Here is a 22494-nt window from a genome sequence, read left to right as displayed (position 1 = left end):
TTCGGGGTATAGTTTCTAAAAATGGAAAGGTGGCTATCCCCATGCTGTCTTATGTTGATAATCCTATTGGTCAGCCTGATGCTCATGTGAAAGTAATTCATCAAGAGCAGACAAATCAAAATCTATTTATAATCCTTGAAGTTAATTCGAGTTCAGCCACGTGTCCCACATGCCGAAAAGCTTCAAGCCGCCCGCATAGCCGCTATTGCCGGCGGGTAAACGACCTTCCGTTTTCCAATCTAGCGGTTCAGTTGCAGATCATAGTCCGCAAATGGTTCTGCGACAATTCCGAATGTGAATCCCGTATTTTTACCGAGCGTCTTTCTTGGCTGAAGCCTTATCAAAGAAGAACTGAACGTCTGGAACATGCGCTTGAAAAGATTGCCCTTTCCACCAACTGCCTGACAGCCGAGAAAGTCTGCAGAGCCCTTTATATTCCTGTCAGCCACTATACACTTCTCAGAAAGGTAAAGAAACTTTCTTATGAACCAGGACACTCTCCCTTTCGTCGGTATTGATGACTTTGCTTTCAAAAAGCGAATGACCTACGGAACCGTTCTGATTGATCTGTTGACCCATAAACCATTGGACATGTTAAATTCAAGAGAGCATGAACAGGTAGCTGTATGGCTTTCCGCCCGTCCGGAAATTAAACTCATTACTCGGGATGGGTCAAAGAGCTATGCGAAAGCCGTCCGCGAAGCTTCACACGCAATAGTACAGGCAGCAGACCGCTGGCATATTCTCCATCAACTGTTCGACTCTGTGAAAAAGGCAGTATATGCACATATACCTGCAAAATGGATTCCTGATTCGTTGGATGAGACGATAACTGAAAAAACAGACAGAGAGGATCCTCTTCGTAAAAGCGAAAAGATCAGAATGGAAAACGAAGATAAAAGGTGGGCGCGCATTCAACAGGTTCAAGCTCTGTCTGCGCAAGGATTTCAAGTAATGGCTATTGCCAGGGAACTTGGCATTTCAAGGGGGACAGTGTATTCAGATTTGCGTCAGACCAGAAAGCCAAACCACCAGAGGGGATCTCCCTATGAAAAATATCGCCCGCTGATCCACTCCCTAGTAAAAAAAGGCCAGACTGCAAAGGTGATTGAGGAGCAATGTTGTACAGAAGGCTATACCGGTTCTATGACCACATTGAACACCATGATAGCCAAAGAGCGCAAAAAAATAGAGCGTAAAGGTAAAGAGGCCTTCTCGTTTCGACAAAAAATCCTTTCCCTTATATGGAATCCTGATAACAAGGATAGCCTAGATGAAATCGCTGAGCTGCATCCAGAGTTGTTAACCGCCTTTCCTCTCATAACAAAATTTAATGAATTGGTACATTCGTTCAGAGAGCTAGTAAAGTCAAAAAAGGATCAACAGCTGCCGGCATGGATTGAAAGACAGAAGAGTATCGAAGATAAATTTATCCGTTCGTTCATCAATGGAATCTGCCAGGATCTTGATGCCGTCACACTTGGAATTCGGGAACTATGGAGCAACGATCCAGTAGAAGGCCAGGTCAATCGATTGAAAACAATCAAACGGATGATGTATGGAAGAGCCGGGTTTGATGTTCTGCGAAATAGATTTCTTTATCAATGGTAATTATTTTCAAAAAACATTTTTTACTCTGCAGCTTACACTAGTAATTGTTCACCAAGATTGCGTAAGAGCCATTTTAGTTTAGCAGTCACACAAGTTCTTTGATACTGTAAATTTAGCCAACACTGCAATAAATGGAAACGGTGTGAAAGTAATTAGCAGTGTGATTGGAATTTTAAAAAACTTGATATCGCTTGTAGGTATCTTGGGGATTCTTCTATCCATTCATTGGACCGTGCCAATTGCTTTGTTTGTATCAACGTTGCCAGGAATTGTACTTATATTTATCGCAAAATCTAGAAGTTATAAAATGAATGTTACAACCTCACCATTACAAAGGGAACTTGGATTTACAGATGGCCTATTTATTAATAAAAGTTCCATTAAAGAAATTAAAATTAATAATCTTGGAGATTATTTAATTAAAAGATGGTCTCATCTTTATAAAAATATCCAGAAAAGGAATTTGGGGTTAGCTGGATGGGAGGCAAAAACCAAGAGTTTTGCTGCCCTATTCTTGCAAATTGCCAGTTTATGTGTTTCCCTAATCCTTATAAATCAGATCTCTAAGGGAGTTTTATCTATAGGTGACTATGTAGCTCTGCTGGGAGCTGTTACTACTGTTCAAACTCTGTTCTCTTCTATTGGTGGAAATTTAGGTTCAATCTTTGAGACAGCAATTTTTAATAATGCTTTAATGAGTATTTTAGAATACGAAGTGAAAAATGGTGGAGATAAGAAAGAAGATTATGTGGAGAGTATCGAAAGTATAAGCTTAGACAATGTGACGTTCTTCTATCCTAGAAGTGATGTGAAAGCTTTGGCTAATATTTCTCTAACAATTAAGAAGGGTGAAAATGTCTCTATTGTTGGTTATAATGGGTCTGGAAAGACGACTCTTGTGAAATGTTTAATTGGATTATATGAGGTGAATCAGGGGAGTTGTTATATAAACGGAAGAAATATAAAAGAAATTAATAGAGAAAGCTATTATCATAAAATATCTGCTATATTCCAGGACTTTTTTAAGTATAAGTATAGTGTGAGAGAGAATGTTGCTTTTGGAGATTTAGATAAATTAAAAAATGATGAAGAACTCTATCAATTGTTAGAAAGTGTCGGCCTTTCAAACAAAGTGAAAAACTATAAAAACAAGCTAGAGACATATTTAACAAGGGAAATACCAGACGGCAGTGATTTATCAGGAGGAGAATGGCAGAGAATCGCTATTGCACGTGGGTTCTTAAAAGATTCGGACGTTATCGTCTTAGATGAGCCAACAGCTGCTGTTGATCCTATAACAGAACTAGAAATTTTTGAACTCTTCAACAGTTTATCTAAAGATAAAACAACCATAACTATATCACATAGACTGGGGCCAACTAAATACTCTGATAGGATAATTGTGTTGGACAAAGGAAAAATCGTAGAAGAAGGCTCTTTCCAAACCTTAATAAAAAAGAGGGGACTGTTCTACGAAATGTACCAATCACAATCAAACTGGTATAAAGATGAAAATGTGTTCACAGAGGTGGAAAATGGCTAATAAAGTATTAGAAGTAAGAAATTTATCAAAGGTCTATAAAGGTACAGAATTTAAAGTGCCTGCTCTGGACAGGGTCTCTTTTGAGCTGTACACCGGAGAACTTCTTGCCATTATGGGGACAAGCGGTTCAGGGAAAAGTACGCTATTGAACATTTTGGGAGCACTTGATGAGCCATCTAGTGGGAAAGTGTTTCTAAATGGAAAAGAAACTAAAGATTTTTTTGAGGAACCAAAAGCTACTCTTTATAGAAGGGATAATATCGGATTTATTTTCCAATCCTTCAACCTTCTTAAGGATTTGACGGTTGAAGAAAATGTAGGTTTACCACTTATCTTAAAAGGACTGGCAAAAAAAGAAGTGGAACAAAGGGTAGATGAAATGCTAAGCCTGGTTGGACTCGCAAAATGGAAATCACATAGACCAATCCAACTCTCAGGGGGGCAACAACAAAGAGTCGCTATCAGTAGGGCTTTGATCACTTCACCACCAATAGTATTGGCAGATGAACTCACGGGGAATTTGGATTTCAATACCACTAAGGATATTTTAAATGTTCTAGTTAATATGAAAAAACGTTTAGATAAAAGTATTATTATAGTCACTCATGACCCTAACGTTGCAACTTATTCTGATAGGGTACTATTTTTCCATAATGGAAAGATTGTGGATGAATATGAGTGTCAGAGTAAAAATAACTTACAAAATATTTTAAAGAAATTCCAAAAAATAATGGAGATCGACCAATGATATATTCGAAATTTGGCTTACCCATCCGTTTTTTAAAAGCGAATATATTAATTACCATCACCTCTATAATTGGTATTATTCTATCTGTTTCTTTGATTGTTTCAATGACACTATTCTCATTGAATGCAAAACAAACCTTAAAGAATGAAGTTACAAAAATGTATGGTAAAATGGATATATCTGTTGGTTACGAAAATGACAGTGAAAAGTTTATTGATAAATCCTTTTTGACTGCCCTAAAATCAAATGACAATATAGAGCAAGTATCTAGTGTTTTGATTTCACAACTGACGCTTGATACAGGTGCCTCGAAAGCTGATTTTTACACAGTCGGAGTAAAGAATGATGACTTATCAAAAAGTAGGTATCATTTTAAGGAAAACTTAGAAGAAAACGAGATTATTGTGAATGAAGGATTAGCTGAAGCGTTAGGTAAAGAGACTGGAAGCAATTTAGAAGTTGAAGAAAGAAGTTTCAAACTGGTTGAAACTTTAGAAGATCTAAACTCAACAGGACTCACTCCTGATATCCTTTTGGTTTCGCACCATAGACTCCAAGAAATCATGTCTGATAAATACAACCAAGATATTGAGGCGACTTATTTATTGATAAAGGCAAAGGAAGACGTGGAGAAACTTTCTTTAGCTAATGAAATCAAAGAGATTGATAAAGACTTAAGAATCGAAATTGCCGAAGAAGATCCCTTTCTTAAAAGTAATTTTGAATCCTTAAATATATTTATAATAGTACTGTCCTTTTTAATTATCATAGTGACGTCTTTACTGATCATATCAAACTTTGAAGTCTTTCTGTACAAGTATAAGAATCAATTTGCAATTATGAGGTCAATCGGAGCGACTACCAAGCAATTATTTTTAATTGTTTTGGTTCAGAGCTTTTTTATAACAGTGACCGGGTCAATTCTTGGACTATGTATTTCTATATTTAGTAACAATTATCTGCATGAATGGCTTGAAAAAATATTCTCATTTACAACATCTAATATTGACTTTAATTTTAAATTAGCATGGTTAATAACATTGATCTGTATGTTGATTATTCAACTTTTTTTGGTAGTCCCAGCAATAAGAATCACAAAAGTTCTTCCACTTAAGGTCATTCAGGATAACGAGGAAAGCAATTTTAAAACGTTCAAATATAATAGATTTTTTGGGAAGTTATTTCTTGTAAGTAGCTTAATTATTATGGTGTTAGGGAAATTTCTAGCGAGTGAAGAAGACAACCAGGTAATGAGCATTTTATTGTCTGCCATTTTATTGGTAGCTGGAATATTCATCCTGTTTCCAATCTATTTGTCACCAATATTAATGCGACTGGCGCCATTAATAAAAAAATGTTTGGGTAATGCTTCATATATTGCAATCAAAAACATAATACCTCAAGTCAAAAAGAATACTTTTGTGATTTTAACTATTAGTGCTCTGATGATTATTGCTGTGTTTGGATCCATTATGTTAAACACTATACAAAAAAATGAGGAAAAGTATTTAAAAGAACAGTTTCCTACAAGTATTGTTTTGAAGAGTCGTCTTGGATTAAACTCTACTGTTAACCCTATAGAAATACAAACAGAGGCAGAGAGAATCACTGGCATTGATAAGTCTAGCTCAATAAGCACCAAAGCTGGAGCTGAAATGATTCGCGAACATCAAAACATCTCATTTGATTATACTTTAGGTGATCTTCATAACATGGAAGAACAGGGATTAATTCCTGTATTACAGTACGATGGCGACAAGATTATCGCAATATCAGAGGAATTTGCAAAGAAGTACAATTTAAAAGCTGGCGATATTGTCGAGATTGGAAAATACTCAGAAAAGGAACAAAGGGTAAGCAGTTCTGGAAATTATAAAATTGGTGCAATCGTCACTAAAATAAAAGAATCTGATGTCTATATAGATTGGAATGAAGACGAATACAGATCTAATTTCATTGTTTTTCATAAACTATATGTCGAAGGAAGAAATGTAGACCAAGTAGTTGAGGAACTGGAACAATTAAGGATGCATTTTCCTGAAATTCAAATTAATAGTTATGAGGAATCCTTGAAAAAATCCAAAGACATGTTTTATCAAAGATGGTCCATTTTTATTGTTGTTATTTCTGTTATGTTAATTAGCGTCATTGTAGGGGTATTTAATACGCTAATTAACAACATTAATTCAAAAAGGAAAGAGTTTGCAATATTAAGGACCATTTCATTGAGCAAAAGCGGGATAATTAACGTCATACTCACACAAATCATTTTGTATCTTTTAATCGGATTATCTTTAGGGCTCTTTACTGGTGTTTTATTAACTATTGTTATTTCCTTAATTGATCCAGGTAAGCTGTACATCAATTTCACAATAATAGGTTTGATGGCAGGGATAATGATATTAATGGCCTTCGTGATTTTTATACCGTTTGCATCCCGTTTAGGAAATAAGAAAATTATTTTAGAATTAAATCAAGATAGTAAGTAATTTCTATATATTTATATTATATCCTAAATAAAACTCTTAATTCCCAATCATTATCCTTTACACAGAATACTGTCAGCCCGTAATATAAAAAAGCGCATCTTTTCGGTACGCCGTACAAATAGCCCGATTGCTTCATGTTTTTGAAGCAGCGGGCTATTATTTTTTACATTCCTGCTGGATTTGTGAAGACCACGGAGATAGTCATCCAGTCGCGAAGGATACTGGCCGAATTCCAGATTAGGAAGATCTGTAAATACTTTTTCAAGTACGTATAGATATCGATTCCATATAATTTGGCGTCTCTGCCAGGCTGAGACTGATGGCGTTCGCTCTCGCGCCCGCTTCGCTGGCAGAGAACAGCCAGTTTTTTCGTCCAAACACATTCGGACGGATGACGTTTTCTGCTGGATTGTTATCTATCTCTAGACGAACGTCTGTCAAGAATAGCTGAAGCTCTTTTGTTCGCTTCAACGTATATTCTGCCGCTGTTGCCAGCGTGTTCGTTCCGTAAAAAGGGCTTACTTCAATCCATTTGAAGAATTTCTTCAAATGGATTGGAATACTTTTTCTGCATTCGACGGCGTTTCCCCTGGCTGTAGTTCACGAAACTGCCGTTCCAACGCATAGAGCTGGTTACAGAAATCCACGCCAATCTGTCCATTCTTGGAGTTGGCATTCAGCCAATCCATCTCGAGAAGAATGGGAAGTGCTGAACAATTAAGAGAGAATAACACCTTGGCATTCAGTCATCTGCGAAGAATATAAATAAACGTACAGGCATACATGAAGTCTAAATGATGAATTCCATTTAGACTTCAAGATGACGGAGCAGAACGCACCATATATATATCACTAATGGATTAGTTAGTACACCATTGTATCTGAATTTGCAGCACATTCCTGTCCCGTCTATTTTGAAACGTAAAAGCACTGTAACAGCCGCCGCACTGATTTCATCTGAGGTATCTGGGACTTTCAAATAGCTTGGCATTCCAACCGAGACATTGGACGACATCTGGAACGCGCTCACCAAACAATTGCCAATGAACTGGAGCCATCACAGCTGAAGACGGGCTGTACACCTATGAGGATTTTATATTGGTTGTAAAAAAAGAGTAGCTGAGGCTACTCTCAGACTGTAGACAAACTTCGGAAATGCCTACATTCTTTTTTCTTTTACAATAGAGAAAACACCAGGAAAAGTTGATTTCCGCTGCGACTGGACGCTTCTCTCGCTGCGCTCAGTCCAGGGTCTTCGGCTCGTGCTGTTCCCGCAGGAGTCGCCATCTTGAATTAAGCGAATAATTGTATTGCCTATTTCTTCATAACCTTTTTGGGCAATTTTTTCTGCTGGTGCTACTGGATCAACTTCGTGGGAAATGTTTTCATTGTAATCAATTAGATATGCATTTATTTCATCGTATAAAAATAAACGAAACGGATCTACATCACCATCAAACGTTGGATAGCTGACAGAATCTATTACCTCCAATCACCTGATTTATAACGTAATAAATGTTTCATAGTTTTTCGAGATGAATAACTTAATACTTGCTTCAATATTAGCTTCTTTCAGCTGATTGGACTGTTGCAATTCAAACAGACGAAGATTTTTTAAAAATGGCTGTAATCTGTTTTCCTTCAAGAGTTTCAGCACTAAATGAATCTTGGCCTTTTTCTTGTTAGATATAGCAGATGGATTATCAAGGATTAACCCAACAATCCCGAGTAAAATGTCAATAATCTCGATGCCGATTTCTTGTCCTTTGCTGCGATAATCACATTCTCTAATAACATAATCTTCCCCGCGGTATAAAGAATGGATATTTAATGAGTTTTTGATTGTTTGATCCAATTCTCTGGAGCGATATTCAGATGCATCTTCAATTAGGATAGTTGCTTGCACATGATTATGCTCATCATAACCTCTAAGCAAACCGTAGCAAATCCGCTCAGGTAACTTTGCGTAAACGGTATTATCGACAATGACTTGTTTAGATTCGTAAATATCTAGAAATACGTTGGCTTGTTCAGCCAATACGGACCTTGAATAACGGATAAAGTTGAAATTCATGTACTCGGCTAATGGGAGAGCGTGTTGAAATAGCTTTTCAATGCCTTTTCGATCTTTTCCATCGCCTCCATACTCTTTCCAGTGCAGCGTATACTCTTTATTTAATAGATGTAAATCTTTATATTGTGGGTGCATATAAATAGTTGTAGGAATTGAAAATGCGCCCATTAACTGAATAGGATCGCGGCTTTGCTTGCCACTTTCATCAAAGCAAATGAGTAAATGAGGTGTTTCTTGCTGCATGGTCATTGTCGCCTCCGTTCTTCTTGACAAAATGTATATCCTTTTGACATAATGGGAATACAAACTAATAACGAAACGCTTAACTCGTGTCGCTTGGTACACGCGTTCTTTTTTTATGTCTTGATATCTCGAAGAAGTAGAAATTTCTACTTTTGATAAGTATTATTTTGTTATTTATCCTCAAAAAATGCCTCAACCATAAAGTCAAACTGTCGTTGCTGGCGATCGGTCAGCTCGTTTTTCACATAGCTATCAATCAAATTTTGAAGAATAACGTACGTCTTATGCTCGTCCATAAAGGATCCGAGTAAATTCAATTCACTGTGAATCAATGTAGGGACTTTTAAGCTTTTGGTACTATTTGTCTTGCCGACACCTAATTTTTTGCGAGGTGTAGGAGGGGCAATTTTTGTTGCTTCAGGTTTTGCTGTAGGCTTAACAGTAGCAGGCTTTTCTTGCTTTTGTGGCTCTGTATAGCCGAAGTCCATATCACTTTTCTTTACAGGTACGGACGGCTGTATGATTGTCGGCTTCTTTTTCTTTTTGATTAATCCACCTTTTTCATTACTCATACTTACCAGCCTCCTCGAATTGGGCCAGTTTCGCTTCCAACTCGTCAATGACATCTAAGAAGACCTGATGGGCTTTGCGGTCATGCATATCATTATTCGTAATTCCCGTGACGTCCCACGCTTTAAGCCGTTCTAAGTGCTTGATGACACTGTCCATGACGTTATCACTGCCGAACATTTCTCTTGCACGTTCGAGCGTAGAAATATCGACACGCCCACCTGGACGAAGCAGAACAGGAAGAACACCTGCGACTTGGATATCTGCATCATAGTTATCTGCCATAAATTGCAGATACTTGATATACGTTTCAGCACCTTCTAAAGAAAGCTCTTGTGCTTGCAGGATGATTAATACGTAATCAGCAGCCATCATCGCGTTATCAGAGAAGTCACTGATGGTTGGAGGAACGTCAATGAAAATATAATCATAGTCATCACGAATGGGATCAAGTAGCTTCTTTAAATAAGAAACTTGATCAATTTCTTCTTTTACATTGGCATATAAAAATTTCGGGAAGTTTTTAAAGGACACTTGTGCAGGAATGACATGCAGATTGTCCGTCATTTTGACGATGCATTCTTTTAATGAACCATTTTGAAAGCCTTCGAAAATACTAGTATTAATTTCAGTGACCCCTGTGGAACACGCAATTAATGTACTCGCATTGCCTTGCGGATCCATATCGACAAGCAACACCTTTTTATTGCGGTCAAAAGCTAACTCCCAACTTGCCATGACCGATACCTTCGTTTTTCCCACGCCACCTTTAAGGTTCCCTATCACGATACTGAAGCAAGCATAAAAACCAGTGAAATAGCCAGTCGGTTGGGGTTAAAGACTGTTACGATACGTAAGTACTTTCTTGAGTTGGATAAGTCTTTCTATGTAACGATGGGAACAACAGAGATCTCACAAGTGCGGACTTATAAACACTTTCTCAGATGAAGCATTTGATTGAGGTTACAAAGATGAGTCGGGTCGCGGCTACTACCATTGAGGTTCGATAATTCTTACATCATATGGTCCGTGTATAATACTGAAGCATCAAAGACTGCATATCGTAGCTTTAACAACGGCTACTACGATGCAACGCTAGTGCAAGCAATCCATGAATTTGAAAGAAAAACGGATAAGGGTTAGTAGTTCACAATATATTTATGCTAATCCAAATGTATCTTGCCATCTTCTATAAATAACGGAGGTAGGTCAATGAATATTATATATAAAATTTTTTTGATTGTTGCACTTACGATTATGACTCTTTACGGTTGTTCTGCTGAGAAAGGGAAAGAAATCCAAAACCATACTTACTATAAGACAAAAGAGGAAGCGATAGAATCCTTTTTCAAACAAGAAGGGTACAATAAAGGTAGCCTCATTGCAATAGAAGAACATGACGATACAGAAATCATGATTTTTACCGCAGGCGGTATTGGATTTGCTGAAGTAATACATGCAGCAGAAGGTTATCGACTTAACTGGGATGGGCGTCTTAGGGACTTTGAAGCAGAATCTGAAGGAGTTGACGGAATAGAAAGTTACATCGAAATTCATAGTGAGGAAAAGGTGATCCCGGTAATCATTGGGAAGATTATCGATAAGGATATTAATCAAATAGAAATTACATTTGCAACCACTAATAAGAAAGTAGCCATTCCACTACAAGAGAACCAAGAGTTTTGGTATTTCTTTTACGAAGGAGAACCTAACGACATTGATGTCCACTATGTGAAATTGGAGCTAGTATAGATGTATGTGCACAACTTAGTTAAGTCTCTATCCTAATAAATAGAGAGGATGTGCGGGAGGAGATTCTGGAATGCATCCGAACGATCCATAAAGAAAGCGATGGGCGATATGGTGCGCTCAAAATTCATAAAAAACTCCTTGAACTAGGCTATTGCGTCAGTTTAAAATGTGTTAAGCTGCTGAAGGGAAGGAATGGAATTCAATCCATTATAACAAAAAATATCGTCCAGCTTCTTCAAACTGCGCGATAGGAGAATGAGAAAACTTATTGAAACAAGACTTTATAACAACGACAATCAATAAAAATTGTCTCATCTACAAAGAAAAAGATTATCTCAGAAAAGCCAGTGGTTCCTGACTTTTGAGATAATCTTTTTTTGTGTGATTCTTTGCTTTATTTCTTAAGCGAATGTTTCTTCCCTTGTTGATCGGTCACTACCAACTGTTTTGTTTCTACTTGCATATCTTTCGCTACAACAGAAGCGAGTTTAGTCGTCTTTTTATCTAAAAGATTGTATTTGTAGACGCCAGTTTTATTGAAATAATACATAGCAGAATGATCAAATAGCACAGATTTATTGTTGTGGCTCACTTGAACATCTTTTGAAGTCCGTTCCACTTCATGAAAAATTACGCGCGCGTCAAACACGAGCTCTTGTTTCTTGTTTTTTCCATCAAGTGTTGTTGAATACAAGATCAGTGGATCGTCTATCGGATTTTCTGGATTGAATTTCGAATCAAATACACGCTCTTTATTTTTTTCGATCGTATAGAAAATTCGGTCGTTCCATATAAACATATTACGGAACTTTTGTTCAATTGGAATGGTGCCAATCGTGTAGCTCCATGTATTTGCATTAATCTTTGTTAGATTGTAACCAGAAGGCATATTTGTCTTATCGTTAATTAGATTCCAAAACGGAATGTACAAATCGTCATTATACATAATCAGTTGGTATCCTGGCATTAATAATTCACGGTTTGTTCCATTGTCAGGCATAGTCGCTTTATCTAAAATTGCAACTTGAGTGCCAGCTTTTAGGTTTTTCTTAAATAACTTAGTGGATGTTTTGTCTTTAGCAATCGTGTAAGAAAAACCATTTTGTTCAACTGTTGTGCCTTTTTTTGCAACATATGAGTGATATTCACTAAGTTTCATAGAGTCATCTAATGCACGTACTAGGAAGGCAGAAAATTGTGCGCGTGTCACTGAATCACCAGGCATAAACTTACCATTTGATCCGCCGGTAATGCCTTTTTTCGCAATACCATTTACGTCTTCAAAAGCCCAATGTGATTCTGAAACGTCCACGAATGTCGCTTGCTTGTCCAAAGGTAGTTTGAACGAACGACGTAAAATCGCAGCCATTTGTACACGGGATGTTTCTTCGCCCGGACGCATCAACCCATTATCTCCGCGTAGAATGCCTTTTTCATTTACAGTTGCAAGGATTTGATAGTAAGGTGAATTTTTGGAAACGTCCTTAAATGTAATCGTTGGATTTTTCACTAATGGAATCTTCAATGCCTTCACGAGCATAGAAGCAGCTTGTGCCCGAGTGATTGCTTCGTTTGGCTTAAATGTACCGTCTGGATAGCCACCGATAATATTGCGCTCCGATAAATACATAATTTCTTTCTTCGCCCAATGCTTTTCTACATCAGAAAATGAAGTGGCCGCTTGTGTTTGAAACGGAATAGCCGCAAAGATAAATAGAGCAGTAAGTGCTCCAATAAGTATTTTTTTCAAAAGAATAGCCTCCTTTTTTTAGTATCTACTTCAGTATACAACATAATTTGGAAACGTGTAGGGAAAATGACACGAAAAAATCCGACAATAATTTTAATATTGTCGGATCAGTTTGTTAGATAGGTCTAATATCATATGTTTTTACAATTTCTATACAACCTACTACAGATTGTAACATGGAACAATTCTTCTCTGTTAGTTCCATGATTCTCGGCATCTTTTCTTCTTTAATTGCTGATCCGAACACCGTGAAGTGGAGATGAATTTTTAGCACGCGACTAGCATCGTCTTGCGAGCGGACGACCTCTTTCACTTCTACTACAATATCGTCAGCAGGTGTGCGCATTTTATCAAGTACTTTTCGCATGACGCCACCGCCACAAGCTGCGATAGATGCGACTAGTAATTGATACGGTCGAAAACCTTTATGTTCATCGGATGAAATATGCAGTGTACCAAATTCTGTTTCGGTATCAAACCCATTTTCTGTCATATGAAATTTCATTATTATCAGCTCCTTATGCGAATTAGTATACGTTGTTTATAGAAGAAATCCAAAGAACATTGCCTAGCTAGTAGATTTTAACTTCTGACGATCACTAATACGTACACTATTTCTAAAACCACTCATTAAAAGCATTTCATTTCCAAATATCAATTCGCTTCTTTGGATAATAAACAGCCTTGACATGAAAAGAAAGAATGCGGAAAATTAAAAAGGTCAAGCGAAAAAGGTACTAATCTACTTAGTTGCTTATTTTTATTTTATAAAGTACTTGCATAAATAGCTTGTCGTATGTTATAATAATAAGAATTCATCAAATTATTAAAAAACAGCACAGTATATATTTTGGATAGATATAAAGAAATTCTTTTACTTTCATTTTTAAATGTAAGCGCTACCATATAGCCTTTAGTTAATAAAAATGAAAAAGAGTTCTTTTATTTTCCAGTAGACATATACTATGCAAAATACAAAATCTAGGGGGTCTTTTTTATGAAAAATAACTATCAAAACATTGCAACACAGCCAGAGCAAAATGAAACGTTTTACCTCATCACGGATTACTCGGAAAATGGCTATGTGAATGGAATCACATGGGAAGAAGCGTATGCGAACGGATTGGCGGAGTGTAGTTACCTATGCGAACAACAAATGTAAGTAACGAAGAAAGCTCGATACAGGGTGCCTAGCAAAAACAATTGTGGAGTTGATCCCAATCGTTTTGTGCATAGGCACCTTGTTTTGTTATGTCTTTAGTTAGTTGGAATTGTGTAACCTTTCTTGCTTTTATGAGTCTAACATGAAAAGGGGGAGTGTCACATGAAAAGGTGGATGTCATTCGTACTTATTGTCTTCGTTTCGTTAATCTCAGTTGCTTGTCAACAAAATGAGGCGATAAAAGAAAGAGTAGAGAACACAGTTATTCCGACTAGCGAGGTAGAAATGAATGAATCGATAGGTCTTCAAGTGAATAGTGATATCGTCAATGTCCGCATTTCAACGTTTACAGCATTTGATAAAATGAATACAGATGTTCTAATTGGTACTGAAGAGAAAGAGACGCTTAAAGTGATGCAGCAGGCAATCGCCAATGCTGTTAGACAGCCGGGCATCGTGGGCATGGCTGCTACTGATTATGACATCGAGGTGGTCTTTGCCGACGGAAGCGCGCAAGGTTATCATCTATGGCTTGGTGAAAAAGGGCAAAAAAGTACAATCATGCGTGTGGATGATACACATACTATTTATACTGTGTCGCGGGAAATGACGGATCAGTTACTGGAAGTTATTCAATAGTAGGGTGATCTTTAACTGTCTACAATCCGTTATTGTAATAAATAATTGTACAAATTCTTCACATAGTGAACATCAATTTCGTTAGGTTCACTTTCATAAAAGAAATACCAAAACTTTTGGTTCTCTTGTAGTGGTATGACTACTTTTTAATTAGGGGATGTAAATGTAATTTCTACTTGATTAATATCCTTACCGATAATCTTCCTAATGATTACCGGGATCACTTGTTGTTCTTTAGTATGAATTTCGATGTGGCTTTCTATTCCGTCAACTCCTTCAGATTCTGCTTCAAAGTCCCTAAGACGCCCATCCCAGTAAAGTCGATAACCTTCTGCTGCATGTATTACTTCAGCAAACCTAATGCCACTTCATGTTTATTTAAATATTCATGTTAAATAAAACAATTACAACTATCTTTTACGTAGAACTCTTATACTGCATAAAAAACAAACTATTTCTGCCAATCCTACGTCCTATATATGGTAGGCTTAACCTATGTCATACCTTAAAGTGCGTTAGGAGGTTTTGTCTTGAATAGATTCATAATTAGAATGAAAAATATAAAAGTGGCGCAATGGTTCATCTATTTTTTCTTGGCGCTTAGCTGTATCTCTTCTATCCTATTCGTAAACAATAACCATTCACTTTACGATCGCACGATTGCTGAAGTGATTAGCACGACAGTGGATGAAACATCGGAAGTAACGGATATGCATGGTAATAAGGATACGCTGTTTACGCAAAGTATTAGAGCTAGGATAAAAAACGGCGACGAGCAAGGTAAGGAAATTCATTTGACTAATCAATACTCTGCTTCAGGAGCATATGATCAGCAGTATCATATCGGGAATGAATTATTTATTTCCATTGATTCGGAGGCAGGTAAAGAGTTAGTAGGTAATATCATGGATGTGAAGCGGGATAAATATGTGCTGATCGTTGCTTGGATCTTTGTTTTTACTTTATTGATTGTTGGCCATAAGCAAGGGTTATTAGCGATTATTAGTTTTGCGATGAATGTGCTGCTATTGTCTCTCGCTTTAGATGTTTATGTGAAATATTATGATGTCAGTTTATTAGTTGTTTGCGGGATCTGTATTTTATTATTTACCGCCATTTCATTGTTGCTTGTTAGTGGTTTCAATGAAAAGACCTATGCGGCGATTGTTGCAACGTTGATCGGAACCGTTGTGTCATTGACCATCACGTCACTTGTTATCTGGCTTACTTCAGGAAATGGGTTGCGCTATGAGGAAATGCAGTTTTTGACGCGCCCTTATCATACGGTGTTTATGGCGGGGCTGTTTATTGGGTCATTAGGGGCTATTATGGATGTGGCGATTACGATGTCTTCTTCGCTGTTTGCTTTATATGAAAGGAACCACGAAATTTCGATTAAAGCGCTACGGGCGTCTGGAATGGATATAGGTAAAGACGTGATGGGGACGATTACGAGCATTTTATTTTTTGCGTATATTAGTGGCTCGATACCGATGCTTATTTTATCTTTGAAAAACGCGTCACCCGTAGGATTTGCTTATTCGATGAATCTGTCTTTAGAAATAGCACGGGCATTGGCTGGTGGAATTGGTATTGTCTTAACGATTCCTATTGGTATTTATACAGCGATCTTTTTCATTGAGCGAAAGAGGGCGAGTGTATGAATGTATTAGTAGTACTTGCAGCGATTTTACTCGTGTTGATGTTGCTCGTTGGTGGAAAGCAGGGAGTGAAGTCTTTTATTTCGTTGTTCCTGAACTTTGGTGTCGTATTTTTCACTGTGTTTTTTATGTTGGATGCCTCCGCTAATCCGATTGTCATTACATTCATTGCTTGTATCGTCATAGGTTGTATTAGTCTTTTCTATATTAATGAAGTAAATAGCAAAACGGTGATTGCTTTTATTTCTACGATGCTAACAATTAGTCTATTACTGTTTTTTATCGTCATCGTTTCTCAAAAGCTGATGATTCATGGATTTGGCGAAGAAGGAGAAGAAGCGATTGCAGGGCTTTCACTTTATATTGGTGTAAATTTCATGAAGATCGGTGCCTCTGTCATTATTGTGAGTACAATTGGGGCTATTATGGACGTGGCGATTTCGATTGCTTCCTCTATGCATGAAGTATCCAAGCATATGCCGACGCTGAGTAAAAAGGAATTATTTACGTCGGGTGTCAGTATTGGTCGGGATATTTTAGCGACTGATACGAATACGTTATTTTTTGCCTTTTTCGGAGGTTATTTGGCATTGCTAATTTGGTTTAAAGATTTAAATTATACGATAGGAGATATTGTAAATTCGAAAATCTTTAGTTCGGAAATGATTTTAATACTTTGCGCGGGGCTTGGAATTGCATTAGTGATTCCGATCGCATCGTGGATGAATGCCTACTTTTTGGTGAAAATGAAGCAAGTGAAAAAAAAACCATCGAAGAATTCGTAATGCGGCGAATTCTTTGATGGTTTTTCATTTCGATATATTATATATCGAATGAAAAAAATAGAGTGAATTTAATAGACAATATTGGTATAGTGTCTATAGTGATAGAATTATTGAACTATTGTAAGTAGGCAGACTAGTTAAGCGGCTATTCATGAGTAGTCAGACGTCAGAAGACAACGATACGTTCGTAAAAACAGGAGGTAATGTTAAATGAAAATGAAGAAAAAGAGTGTATTAGGTGCGATTGGGTTATCCGCGATGCTGTTGCTCTCAGCTTGTTCATCAGACAAAAAAGATTCGACAGATGGTGCGAGTGATGCAGAAGGGAAATCATATGATCTGAAAATGTCTGTTACGTTAAATGACTCGTCCACTTGGTATCTAGCAGCAGATAAGCTAGCGCAAGACTTGAAGGAACAAACAGACGGACGTATTAAAATAGAAGTATTCCCGAATGAACAATTATCCAACGGTGACCAAGGAAAAGGTGTGGAGCTTCTAACGAAAGGACAAACAGATTTAAGTCTTCACTCTACGATTATCTACTCAATTTTAGATGACCGTTTTGGCGTAGCGAGTGCACCTTTTTTATTCAAAGACAAAGATGGTGTGGACAAAGTGTTCAACGGTGCAGGTGGAGAAGCAATTGCTGAAATCCTCCATGAGAAGAATGTAGAATTGCTAGGATACGGAGAGAATGGTTTCCGTCAAATTACGAACAGTAAAAAAGAGGTTAAAACACCAGCTGACATGAAAGGGCTAAAAGTGCGCATTCCTGGAATCACGATGTATACAGACTTGTTCCGTGCATTAGGTGCCGACCCGACAACAATGGCATTCTCGGAAGTTTTCACATCCCTCCAACAAGGAACCATTGATGGACAAGAAAATCCAATTGATGTCATCCATTCTTCTAAGCTAAATGAAGTGCAAGACTACTTAACAACATGGAACTACTCTTATGACCCATTAGTATTGGGTATTAATAAGAAATTATTTGATTCCATGAGTAAAGAAGATCAGGAATTGGTGAAGAAGTTAGGAAAAGAAGTAGCAGCATATCAAGTAGAGATGGCACGTGAAAAGGAAGCGAAGCAAATTGATGAATTGAAAGATGCAGGCATGCAGTTCTATGCACCGACTGACGAAGAACTTGCAGAGTTCACTGAAGCAGTGCAACCTGTATATGAAAAGTATGAAGATATCTGGGGCAAGGATCTACTAGAGAAATTCCAAGACCAATAAGAATTGGAGGATGCAACGATGGGAAAAGTATTCAACAGATTAGAAGAATGGATTGTTATACTGACAATCTCCATCATGTCCACCATCGCATTCGCCAATGTATTATCCAGAGGGTTTGCTAAGTATTCAATTTCCTTTACGGAGGAAATAACGGTCAATTTGTTTGTTATGTTAACATTTGTCGGAACAGCCATTGGTGTGCGTCAATACGCACACCTTGGCTTTACATTGATTTATGACAAAGGCAATCGGTTGCTGAAGAATATGATTACAATTTTGGTTGGATTGATGATGGTGCTATTATTTTTTATTTTATTTTATTTCGGTATTAAAATGGTGCAGTATCAACTGGATATGGGCCAGAAAACGCCTTCTTTAGGATGGCCACAATGGTGGTTCTCCATGTCGATGCCAATCGGCGCGTTCTTCTGTTTGATTCGTTCCATTCAAGTGACAATTGCTGAATTCCGTCAGCAAAATGGGAAAGGAGAGCAAACATTATGACAGCGCTGATCTTATTCGGCTTATTTTTTATTTTAGTTATGCTTCGTATGCCGATCGCTGTAGCACTTGCGATCTCCTCCATAGTTGTACTTTTTACAGGCGGCGGTTTGTTTGGCTTAGAACTAGTAGCGGATATTATGTATACAAGTGTAGCGAAGTTTACGTTACTTGCGATTCCGTTCTTTATTTTAGCGGGTGTCATTATGGAACACGCAGGAATTTCCAAACGCTTAATCGATTTTGCACAAGCGCTTGTTGGTCATCGTAAAAGCGGAATCATTTTTGTAACAGTCATGACCGCTATCTTCTTCGCAGCAATTTCAGGGTCTGGTCCGGCGACAGTAGCCGCTATTGGTGGAATCTTGATACCAGGCATGGTGAAGAATGGCTACAAAAACGAAACAGCAGCGGGCTTAGTGGCGAGTTCGGGCGCTATTGGAATTATTATCCCACCAAGTATCGCATTTATCGTTTTTGCGGTAGTCGCAGGCGATCAGATTCCGGTTTCTATTGGTCGAATGTTTATGGCGGGAGTGATACCGGGACTGTTATTAGGTGTAGGGTTCATCATTGCTGCAATGATCGTTCGGTCTCGACAAGAAAAACGTGAAGGTCCTCTAGCGGTTCAACAAAAGACGGAGCCAGCAACAGGGGCCGAGCGTCTGAAAGCTTTTGTGAATGCTATTTGGGGCTTGTTAATTCCAGTCATTATTTTAGGAGGAATTTACGGTGGATACTTTACACCGACAGAAGCTGCAGTCGTCGCAGTGTTCTATAGCTTGTTCATAGGTTTCTTCATCTACCGCGAATTAACGCTGAAAAAGCTATACGATATTTTAGTAGCTGCAGGTATCCAGACAGCGGTCGTCATGTTCATCGTCAGTGCAGCGAGCGTCTATGCGTATATTATTACGACGGAACAAATCGCAAGGCAAGTATCTGATGTGATGCTTAGCATTACGGATAATAAGATTTTAATTTTATTATTAATCAACGTCATTCTATTAATTGCGGGGATGTTCATTGATGCAATATCTGCATATTACATCTTTATTCCGATTCTGTTGCCGATTGTGTTGATGTTTGATGTAGACCCTACAGTATTCGGTGTATTTATGACAGTCAACTTGGCGATCGGATTGTTCACACCGCCAGTTGGTTTGAATTTATTTGTCGCTGCGGGGATATCCAATACGTCAATTGGACAAATATCGAGGGGTGTATTACCTTTCGTTATTTCATCGATTGTTATTTTGTTGCTCATTACGTATATTCCACAGATTTCTACATTTTTACCAGACTTGCTGAAAATAAAATAGCGAACCGTGGAGCATTCATTTGCGCTCATAGGGAAGCGGTTTTCGCTCATAGCATCGGAGTTTGCGCTCATAGAGAAGCGGTTTTCGCTCATAGCATCGGAGTTTGCGCTCATAGAGAAGCGGTTTTCGCTCATAGCATCGGAGTTTGCGCTCATAGAGAAGCGATTTTCGTTCATAGCATCGGAGTTTTCGCTCATAGAGAAGCGTTCTTCGCTCATAGCATCGGAGTTTGCGCTCATAGGGAAGCGGTTTTCGCTCATAGCATGCATACAACCGCTCATAGAGACTGCACACGCACTCACAAAATAGAATCTTCATCTCTAATCAGCTAGTGTTCATCACGAGGGAGAGTTGTATGTGAAAACTATACAAGTCGTATCAAAAATTATCTCGAAATATTTGCCACTGTGGATTGTGATCTTATCCGTCATCGCATATGCTATTCCGGATGCATTCATTTCCATACGGCAATTGACGGGTTTTGGATTAGGGACGATTTTCTTCTTAATGGGGTTGTCGTTATCGTCGGAGAGATTAGTAGATGTTATTAAAAATCCGAAATATGCGCTGCTCGGTGTGCTGTTGAAGTGGACGGTTATGGTAAGTGTGTCTATCGCGATTGCCTATATCTTTTTTGGTAATCAAGCGGAGATTGCAACGGGCATTATTTTAGCGGGGACGGTTCCAAGCGGCACGTCAGCTAATATTTATACATTTATAGCAGGGGGAGAGGTTGCGCTTAGTATCACGATGGCGACTCTCGATACATTTATTTCTCCCGTTCTGACACCGGTTTTACTGCAAACATTCGCCGGCCGTTTTATTCCCATCGAATTTTGGCCTTTATTTCTAAATATTATTTATATTGTTTTTTTCCCACTGATTGCCGGGTTATTCGTGCAGTGGAAGTTTAAAAAACCAGTGGAAAAGGTGAAGCCTTATACTGGTGTGCTTTCGCAATTGGCCTTATTTATAGTCATTTTATCGGTCATTTCCAATGCGCAACAGGCACTTTCGGAAAACTTGTCAGTACTGCCGCTCGTTTTTGTGGCGGTTACGCTCCAAGTTTGTATACCAATGGGGGCTGGCTATTTTATTTCTAGATGGTTAGGTGTGCCTGAACGTAATGCGCGTGCGATTTTATTTCATACAGGCATTTGCAATACGGCGCTTGCTGCGACACTTGCGATGGAGCATTTTGGGTCGCTTGCTGCAGTTCCAGCTGTCGCGAATATGGTAATGAATTTAACAATTGGTGCGTTAATGGCGAGCCTATTTGAAAATAAATTCCGAATAGCCGACGAATAAAAAAACACACTCTCTTCCCTCGTTGCGAAAGAGAGTGTGTTCACTTACGTTAAAATACTTTATCCCCGTTAAAAATAGAGTTCTTTACGATTACGTAGTCTACTGTACGGATGGCGTTCAATGTTTTTCCGCCTGCGTAAGAAATAGACGATTGCAGATCTTGTTCCATTTCGATTAACGTATCTTTTAAAGGACCTTTATATTCCACGAACATTTTTTTGCCTTCTACGTTTTTCTTTTCTCCCTTTTGGAATTCAGAAGCAGAACCAAAGTACTCTTTGTATAGTTGACCGCCTTGCTCAACTGTTTGACCCGGAGACTCTTCATGTCCTGCAAAAAGTGAACCAACCATCACCATACTTGCTCCAAAACGGACAGATTTTGCGATGTCGCCATGTGTGCGGATGCCTCCGTCAGCAATAATTGGCTTGGATGCGGCTTTCGCACATAGTCGAACAGCCGCCAATTGCCAGCCGCCTGTACCGAATCCTGTCTTGATTTTTGTAATACAAACTTTTCCTGGTCCAATTCCGACTTTTGTAGCGTCAGCGCCGGCGTTTTCAAGCTCGCGTACAGCTTCCGGTGTGCCGACATTGCCAGCAATAACAAAGCTCATCGGTAAGTGCTTTTTAATATGCTGAATCATTCGAATGACTTGGTTGGAATGACCGTGAGCAATATCGATTGTGATGAATTCTGGAACAAGAGCATCTACTGCAAGTTGCTCCACAAAACCGTATTCTTCTTCTTTCACTCCTACGCTAATAGAAGCGATTAGGCCGCGTTCATGCATATCTTTAATGAAATCTACACGTTTTTCTGGATTGAATCGATGCATAATATAAAAATAGCCTTCTTCAGCTAATTGAATCGCAATTTTTTCATCAATAATCGTCTGCATATTTGCAGGCACGACAGGTAATCGGAAAGTATGCCCGCCTAGTGTAACTGATGTATCACATTCTGAGCGGCTTTCTACGACGCATTTTGCAGGTACAAGTTGTATATCTTCGTAATCAAAAACTGTATCCATTACTTTCACCTCTATAAACGAATGTTTTCATATGAATTTCATCGGATTGTTCGTCCTT

At 38.2% G+C, this 22494-nt stretch carries 25 protein-coding genes; 17 read left to right on the top strand and 8 right to left on the bottom strand.

Annotated features, from left to right (window positions below; all coding sequences use genetic code 11):
- Positions 1–41: 41 nt before the first annotated feature.
- The 5 genes from DV702_RS12900 to DV702_RS12880 all read left to right on the top strand — a co-directional run bounded on the left by DV702_RS12900 (position 42) and on the right by DV702_RS12880 (position 6391).
- The gene (locus DV702_RS12900) at positions 42–518 is read left to right on the top strand and encodes a transposase family protein (RefSeq protein ID WP_114925120.1); all 477 of its coding nucleotides are present in this window, start codon (positions 42–44) and stop codon (positions 516–518) included.
- Complete coding sequence (locus DV702_RS12895; RefSeq protein ID WP_114925119.1) at positions 484–1611, top strand: transposase; 1128 nt, start codon at positions 484–486, stop codon at positions 1609–1611. Before DV702_RS12900 ends, DV702_RS12895 begins: the two co-directional genes overlap by 35 nt.
- Positions 1612–1771: 160 nt before the next feature.
- The gene (locus DV702_RS12890; RefSeq protein ID WP_240315616.1) at positions 1772–3154 is read left to right on the top strand and encodes an ABC transporter ATP-binding protein; all 1383 of its coding nucleotides are present in this window, start codon (positions 1772–1774) and stop codon (positions 3152–3154) included.
- A complete protein-coding gene (locus DV702_RS12885; protein ID WP_114925117.1) occupies positions 3147–3902 on the top strand; it encodes an ABC transporter ATP-binding protein in 756 nt (251 codons plus the stop codon). The genes DV702_RS12890 and DV702_RS12885 overlap by 8 nt, the downstream gene beginning before the upstream one ends.
- A complete protein-coding gene (locus DV702_RS12880) occupies positions 3899–6391 on the top strand; it encodes an FtsX-like permease family protein (RefSeq protein ID WP_114925116.1) in 2493 nt (830 codons plus the stop codon). Before DV702_RS12885 ends, DV702_RS12880 begins: the two co-directional genes overlap by 4 nt.
- A gap of 261 nt (positions 6392–6652) precedes the next feature.
- Here the strand turns inward: DV702_RS12880 and DV702_RS12875 are convergent, their stop codons facing one another.
- On the bottom strand, positions 6653–6940 hold the full coding sequence (locus DV702_RS12875; protein ID WP_162805801.1) for an IS66 family transposase: 288 nt from the start codon (positions 6938–6940) through the stop codon (positions 6653–6655).
- 415 nt (positions 6941–7355) lie between these two features.
- On the opposite strand from DV702_RS12875, the gene DV702_RS17370 reads away from it, so the two are divergent.
- On the top strand, positions 7356–7499 hold the full coding sequence (locus DV702_RS17370; RefSeq protein ID WP_371682761.1) for a helix-turn-helix domain-containing protein: 144 nt from the start codon (positions 7356–7358) through the stop codon (positions 7497–7499).
- A gap of 51 nt (positions 7500–7550) precedes the next feature.
- On the opposite strand, the gene DV702_RS12870 is transcribed toward DV702_RS17370, so the two are convergent.
- The 4 genes from DV702_RS12870 to DV702_RS12855 form a co-directional block, all read right to left on the bottom strand.
- Positions 7551–7883 (bottom strand): hypothetical protein, encoded by a 333-nt coding sequence (locus DV702_RS12870; RefSeq protein ID WP_114925114.1) that lies wholly within the window; start codon positions 7881–7883, stop codon positions 7551–7553.
- A gap of 9 nt (positions 7884–7892) precedes the next feature.
- A complete protein-coding gene (locus DV702_RS12865; protein WP_162805800.1) occupies positions 7893–8714 on the bottom strand; it encodes a DUF3800 domain-containing protein in 822 nt (273 codons plus the stop codon).
- Positions 8715–8878: 164 nt separating this feature from the next.
- Positions 8879–9280: a hypothetical protein gene (locus tag DV702_RS12860; protein ID WP_114925112.1), complete on the bottom strand. Its 402-nt coding sequence runs from the start codon at positions 9278–9280 to the stop codon at positions 8879–8881.
- Positions 9273–10016 (bottom strand): AAA family ATPase, encoded by a 744-nt coding sequence (locus DV702_RS12855; RefSeq protein ID WP_240315737.1) that lies wholly within the window; start codon positions 10014–10016, stop codon positions 9273–9275. The genes DV702_RS12860 and DV702_RS12855 overlap by 8 nt, the downstream gene beginning before the upstream one ends.
- Positions 10017–10490: 474 nt before the next feature.
- On the opposite strand from DV702_RS12855, the gene DV702_RS12850 reads away from it, so the two are divergent.
- Together DV702_RS12850 and DV702_RS17365 are read left to right on the top strand one after the other, a co-directional pair.
- The gene (locus DV702_RS12850) at positions 10491–11030 is read left to right on the top strand and encodes a hypothetical protein (RefSeq protein WP_114925110.1); all 540 of its coding nucleotides are present in this window, start codon (positions 10491–10493) and stop codon (positions 11028–11030) included.
- A 50-nt stretch (positions 11031–11080) separates the two neighbouring features.
- Complete coding sequence (locus DV702_RS17365) at positions 11081–11281, top strand: helix-turn-helix domain-containing protein (RefSeq protein ID WP_162805799.1); 201 nt, start codon at positions 11081–11083, stop codon at positions 11279–11281.
- A 143-nt stretch (positions 11282–11424) separates the two neighbouring features.
- Here DV702_RS17365 and DV702_RS12840 read toward each other — a convergent pair whose 3' ends face one another.
- A complete protein-coding gene (locus tag DV702_RS12840) occupies positions 11425–12780 on the bottom strand; it encodes an S-layer homology domain-containing protein (protein WP_114925108.1) in 1356 nt (451 codons plus the stop codon).
- 115 nt (positions 12781–12895) lie between these two features.
- Positions 12896–13285 (bottom strand): OsmC family protein, encoded by a 390-nt coding sequence (locus DV702_RS12835; protein WP_114925107.1) that lies wholly within the window; start codon positions 13283–13285, stop codon positions 12896–12898.
- 492 nt (positions 13286–13777) lie between these two features.
- Here DV702_RS12835 and DV702_RS16875 point away from each other — a divergent pair, with 492 nt between their 5' ends.
- The 9 genes from DV702_RS16875 to DV702_RS12800 all read left to right on the top strand — a co-directional run bounded on the left by DV702_RS16875 (position 13778) and on the right by DV702_RS12800 (position 21403).
- Positions 13778–13942, top strand: coding sequence for a hypothetical protein (locus DV702_RS16875; protein ID WP_162805798.1), 165 nt, complete (start codon positions 13778–13780; stop codon positions 13940–13942).
- Between the two features lie 162 nt (positions 13943–14104).
- Positions 14105–14581 carry a YhfM domain-containing protein gene (locus DV702_RS12830; RefSeq protein ID WP_114925106.1) on the top strand — a complete coding sequence of 159 codons (477 nt, stop codon included), beginning with the start codon at positions 14105–14107 and terminating at the stop codon, positions 14579–14581.
- 551 nt (positions 14582–15132) lie between these two features.
- Positions 15133–16245, top strand: a complete 1113-nt coding sequence (locus tag DV702_RS12825; RefSeq protein ID WP_114925938.1) for a YibE/F family protein — start codon at positions 15133–15135, stop codon at positions 16243–16245.
- Positions 16242–17027 carry a YibE/F family protein gene (locus DV702_RS12820; protein WP_114925105.1) on the top strand — a complete coding sequence of 262 codons (786 nt, stop codon included), beginning with the start codon at positions 16242–16244 and terminating at the stop codon, positions 17025–17027. The genes DV702_RS12825 and DV702_RS12820 overlap by 4 nt, the downstream gene beginning before the upstream one ends.
- Positions 17028–17237: 210 nt before the next feature.
- Entirely contained in the window at positions 17238–18272 is a 1035-nt protein-coding gene (locus DV702_RS12815) for a DctP family TRAP transporter solute-binding subunit (protein ID WP_114925104.1), read from the top strand.
- An 18-nt stretch (positions 18273–18290) separates the two neighbouring features.
- The gene (locus DV702_RS12810; protein ID WP_114925103.1) at positions 18291–18776 is read left to right on the top strand and encodes a TRAP transporter small permease; all 486 of its coding nucleotides are present in this window, start codon (positions 18291–18293) and stop codon (positions 18774–18776) included.
- Positions 18773–20095, top strand: a complete 1323-nt coding sequence (locus DV702_RS12805) for a TRAP transporter large permease (RefSeq protein ID WP_114925102.1) — start codon at positions 18773–18775, stop codon at positions 20093–20095. The genes DV702_RS12810 and DV702_RS12805 overlap by 4 nt, the downstream gene beginning before the upstream one ends.
- Before the next feature lie 6 nt (positions 20096–20101).
- Positions 20102–20404: a hypothetical protein gene (locus tag DV702_RS16870; protein WP_162805797.1), complete on the top strand. Its 303-nt coding sequence runs from the start codon at positions 20102–20104 to the stop codon at positions 20402–20404.
- Positions 20405–20452: 48 nt separating this feature from the next.
- Complete coding sequence (locus tag DV702_RS12800; RefSeq protein WP_114925101.1) at positions 20453–21403, top strand: bile acid:sodium symporter family protein; 951 nt, start codon at positions 20453–20455, stop codon at positions 21401–21403.
- Positions 21404–21452: 49 nt separating this feature from the next.
- On the opposite strand, the gene guaC is transcribed toward DV702_RS12800, so the two are convergent.
- Positions 21453–22436, bottom strand: coding sequence for a GMP reductase (gene guaC, locus DV702_RS12795; protein ID WP_114925100.1), 984 nt, complete (start codon positions 22434–22436; stop codon positions 21453–21455).
- Positions 22437–22494: the final 58 nt, after the last annotated feature.

Source organism: Sporosarcina sp. PTS2304, assembly GCF_003351785.1.
Taxonomy (GTDB): domain Bacteria; phylum Bacillota; class Bacilli; order Bacillales_A; family Planococcaceae; genus Sporosarcina.
This window is presented reverse-complemented; position numbering and strand designations above follow the sequence as displayed.